3 protein-coding genes are annotated in these 3,986 nt (G+C 52.1%); 2 read left to right on the top strand and 1 reads right to left on the bottom strand.

From position 1 onward, the window contains the following. The first annotated feature begins 337 nt into the window (after positions 1 to 337). Positions 338 to 1,087 carry a class I SAM-dependent methyltransferase gene (locus AC3Y2E_RS34475; RefSeq protein WP_379217949.1) on the top strand — a complete coding sequence of 250 codons (750 nt, stop codon included), beginning with the start codon at positions 338 to 340 and terminating at the stop codon, positions 1,085 to 1,087. Between the two features lie 77 nt (positions 1,088 to 1,164). After that, on the top strand, positions 1,165 to 2,154 hold the full coding sequence (locus AC3Y2E_RS34470) for a Gfo/Idh/MocA family protein (protein ID WP_379217947.1): 990 nt from the start codon (positions 1,165 to 1,167) through the stop codon (positions 2,152 to 2,154). Positions 2,155 to 2,625: 471 nt separating this feature from the next. Here the strand turns inward: AC3Y2E_RS34470 and AC3Y2E_RS34465 are convergent, their stop codons facing one another. Further along, positions 2,626 to 3,831: an IS4 family transposase gene (locus tag AC3Y2E_RS34465; protein WP_379217945.1), complete on the bottom strand. Its 1,206-nt coding sequence runs from the start codon at positions 3,829 to 3,831 to the stop codon at positions 2,626 to 2,628. Positions 3,832 to 3,986 lie beyond the last annotated feature (155 nt).

The raw sequence follows: 3,986 nt of genomic DNA, 5'->3' as shown, positions 1-3,986 counted from the left end.
TAATTAACGGTGACGCGGTTTTTTGCTCATCTGGTAAATAGTTGATGCCGTTAACAGCCGTTGCACACCCATCAGGACTTCGGTGAAAGCGGAACGAGCCGCTTATTTGCCCCCAAACGGGTTCAGGCCTTATAATAAAGACAATCTTTCCACCTGAGGTGAATCGGATGTCGCACCGGATCGTTCGAGATAGATAAAGTCCGGGCTGGGTCACAACGCGTACCAGCCGCCAAGGGCGAAGTCTGCCCATTTGGAGGTCCAGCGCCGGCCCGGAACTTTGAATCCTCATCGAGCGGGACATTCAAGCAGGATCATCGCAGGGGAAGGTGGAAACGACATGAATGAGATCGATTATAAAGGCTTTTACGACCAGGTTGGAGCGATAAACGGATGGGATTTCAGCAAGGTGAACTGCCTGTCCGAAGGAGTGGCATGGGATTACGGAAGCGAAGTAACCCGGGCGTGCACCGGCACGGAAGCGCTGCTGGATATCGGTACAGGCGGCGGAGAACAGCTGCTGAAGATCGCCGGTTTCGTCCGGCAGGCGGTAGGCATCGACAACTCCGCAGCGATGATCGAGACGGCCCGCGGCAACGGGCGGAAGGCGAATCAGCCGGACGTCGCGTTTCTCGAGATGGATGCGGAGGCGCTTGATTTTCCCGACCGATCCTTCCAGATCGTCATATGCCGGCAAGCCCCCTTCGAGGCGAAGGAAGTGGCGAGGGTATTGGCGGACGACGGCGTCTTCATCACCCAGCAAGTGGGCGGGAGAGATAAAATCAATCTGATCGAAGCGTTCGGAAGAGGACAATCGTCCGGCGCGTCTATCAATTGTTTACAGGATCAATATATTACGGAGTTAAACGAAGCGGGCTTTACCGACATCCGGTCGTCCAGCTATGATGCAACGGAGTATTACCGGTCGGCGGAAGATTTGATCTTCCTGCTCAAGCATGCGCCGATTATCCCGGACTTCGGGCAGGCGGAAGGCGATTTTGAAGTGCTTCGGCAGTTTATAGAGGATAACCGGACGGAGCGGGGGATACGAACGAATGCGCACCGGTTCCTGATCGTCGCAAGGAAGTAGAGAACGAGAAGCCGATCCCCTCCTCCCGGCGGAGAGAGGGGATTGGACTATACATACGGATACGAAGGAGTTCCCCTATGATCAGATTCGGCATTATCGGTACCAATTGGATTACGGAGTCGTTTTTGCAGGCGGCCCGGCAAGTGGAGCATTTCAGGTTGACTGCGGTTTATTCGCGGACGGAGGAGAAGGCGAAGGAATTTGCGGTGAAGCATGGCGCCGCATTTACGTATACGGATGTAGAGGAGATGGCCGCAAGCGGCGAGATCGACGCGGTTTATATTGCGAGCCCCAACTCGTTTCACGCCGGACAAGCCGTCCGCTGCATGAACCGGGGCATCCATGTGTTGTGCGAGAAGCCCATCGCTTCGAACAGGGCGGAGCTGCAGGAGATGATCGACGCGGCCCGCCGCAACGGCGTCGTCCTGATGGAGGCGCTGAAATCGACGCTGATGCCGAATTTCCAGGCGATTCAGGACAACCTGCCCAAGCTGGGCCGAGTGCGCCGGTTTTTCTCGAGCTACTGCCAATACTCCTCGCGTTACGATGCGTATAAGCAGGGGACGGTGCTGAACGCGTTTAACCCGGCCTTCTCCAATGGAGGCTTGATGGATCTGGGCATCTACTGCCTGTACCCGCTCGTCGTCCTGTTCGGCAAGCCGGAGCGGATTCAGGCGAACGGCCTGCTGCTGGAGTCGGGTATAGACGGGGAAGGGAGCCTGCTGCTCGGTTATCCCGAGATGGATGCCGTCATTCAATATTCCAAAATTACCGACTCTTCCTTGCCTTCGGAAATTCAGGGAGAATCGGGCAACATGCTCATCAGCAAGATCAGCCAGCCCGAGAAGGTGGAGATCCGCTATCGGGGCGGAGCTTCGGAGGACGTGACCCGCCAGCAGGCGGACCACTCGATGATGTATGAGGTTGAACATTGTATCGGCTTGATTCGGAACGGGGACAAGGAATCGCCGGTTAATTCGCTGACCCGCTCGTTGTGGACGATGGAGATTATGGACGAGGCGAGACGGCAGATGGGGCTCGTTTATCCGGCGGATCGGCGTTCTTAAGGAGCCGCCTGCCGAACGGGGACAGGCGCTTCCAATACCGCTGTTGAGGCGGTGCCGGAAGCGTCTTTTTTATGGAAAGCAGATGGGTTCAGCGAATCCGAATCGGTTGGCGGCAAGAAAAGCTGCTACTTCTGCAGAGACAATCGCAGGGAGGCTTGGATGAGACGCTCTTCGTAGGGGGAAGAAGGTTCGCTCCCTGACGGAGGTGTCCGTGGAACCCAAGAACCCAAGAACCCAAGCAGCTCTTAATTCCCCGTGATCGTCCCAGTTTCCACCAGAACCGCTGAAATAAGGGGTACAAATCGCACTAGCGTTGCAAAGACTCTACCATAGTATGTCGGTTCGCATTATTTTAGTTAAATATGCTTTTAATTACTTTATTTAACAGTCTATTTTGCTGGCAGTTAGCCAAAAAGGATAACTCCAGCCAAAATGAGGCGTTGTTATCCTTAAAATGGTAATATGACCTAATTATTTCTTTTCACTCGGCTTATACACTCCGACCGTCGTCTGAAGGCTAGCGGGTTCTTGTTCTTCCTTCGATGGTTGGCGTCCTTTCGATCGTCGCGTTGGCTTTCGATGCAGCTCGGCGTGGCAGACGGTCCATGATTTATAGGCAAAATGCTGTAAGGTACGCCATACTTCCCGATTCGGTAGGGTACTGAGGTCAGTCAGTTTGACCAGTAGCATCAAACAGTAGGCCAGCAGACACAGGTACATCGTATTCCAAACCGCTTGCGGCTTGTAACTGTATAGTTTTACTAGGGCCTCTCGCTGCTTCAACCACTTGAAAAACAGTTCAATAATCCACCGTTTTCGGTAAATTTCCGCAATCTCTTCTGCGCTGAGATCAAACCGGGTTGTGACAACGCGGTAAAGTCGGCCTTTTTCATCATGGTATTCGACCAAGCGAACCTCTTGTTTCATCGAGGCAAACGAGCTCCCCATCCGTACTCTGGCATCGCGGACAATCCGTGAATTCGGCGGGATGGCGTAGGATTCTAGGACAGTGGCTACATGCTTCTCGTTGATCCGGATGACATAATGAAACCCTGCCTCTGCCCACTCGTCCAAGCGAGCGTATTTCACATAGCCCCGATCCAAGACATACAACACCTCTTTAGCTATGAGCAATTGGGTCGCAACGGTATGATCGCTGACGTTGCCAGTGGTGGGAATGATGGCTTCGGGAACGAGCGTATCCGGTGACTCTACAACCAAACGTAAGTGCATTTTCACCATGGTTTGGTGTTTGCTGACATAGGCCCATTCCCCAAGTCCAGCTGGGATTGACAGGGTTGTGGAGTCTACAATGCCTAGCTTTCCACTCTTGAGTATCCCAGGCCGGGAAGGGGATAGGTCCTGAATCCGTTTCACCATACCTACAAGTAAATGTTCCAGTATCTCCGTCGGAATTTGCGGCAATTTCCGAGTGAGCTGAGAGTGACTAATGCTATCGGCCTGGACCCAGACTTGTAACGATTTTTCCGCTCGGACCGCCTTTTCGATATCTCGGGAAGACTTATATCCCATCAGATGTGCCACGATAAACAAGCGAATACAGTCGGCCGTCTTCAACTTTTGTTTATACCGGTCGAAGACAGAAAGGTCATATTCATCTAAATGAAGAAAAGAAAGGTATTTACTAAGGACATTTGAATTTGATATGCTATCCATGAGGTTCTCCTTTGTGAGAAGGTATGGATAACACGCCTACCATCTTACAATAGGAGATTTTCTTTGTTTTGGCCATGAAAACAAAACATAAATTAACAAAATTAGTAAATACAAGATAGTTCTTTTTTTATGTTAGTTTCTTTGCAACGCTAGTG

The sequence above is a fragment of the Paenibacillus sp. MAH-35 genome, assembly GCF_058135425.1.
This window is presented reverse-complemented; position numbering and strand designations above follow the sequence as displayed.

Excerpts from the sequence above, each read along its gene's own strand:
- AC3Y2E_RS34475 (WP_379217949.1), top strand. The coding sequence starts at position 338 with ATGAATGAGATCGATTATAAAGGCTTTTACGACCAGGTTGGAGCGATA.
- AC3Y2E_RS34470 (WP_379217947.1), top strand. The coding sequence starts at position 1,165 with ATGATCAGATTCGGCATTATCGGTACCAATTGGATTACGGAGTCGTTT.
- AC3Y2E_RS34465 (WP_379217945.1), bottom strand. The coding sequence starts at position 3,831 with ATGGATAGCATATCAAATTCAAATGTCCTTAGTAAATACCTTTCTTTT.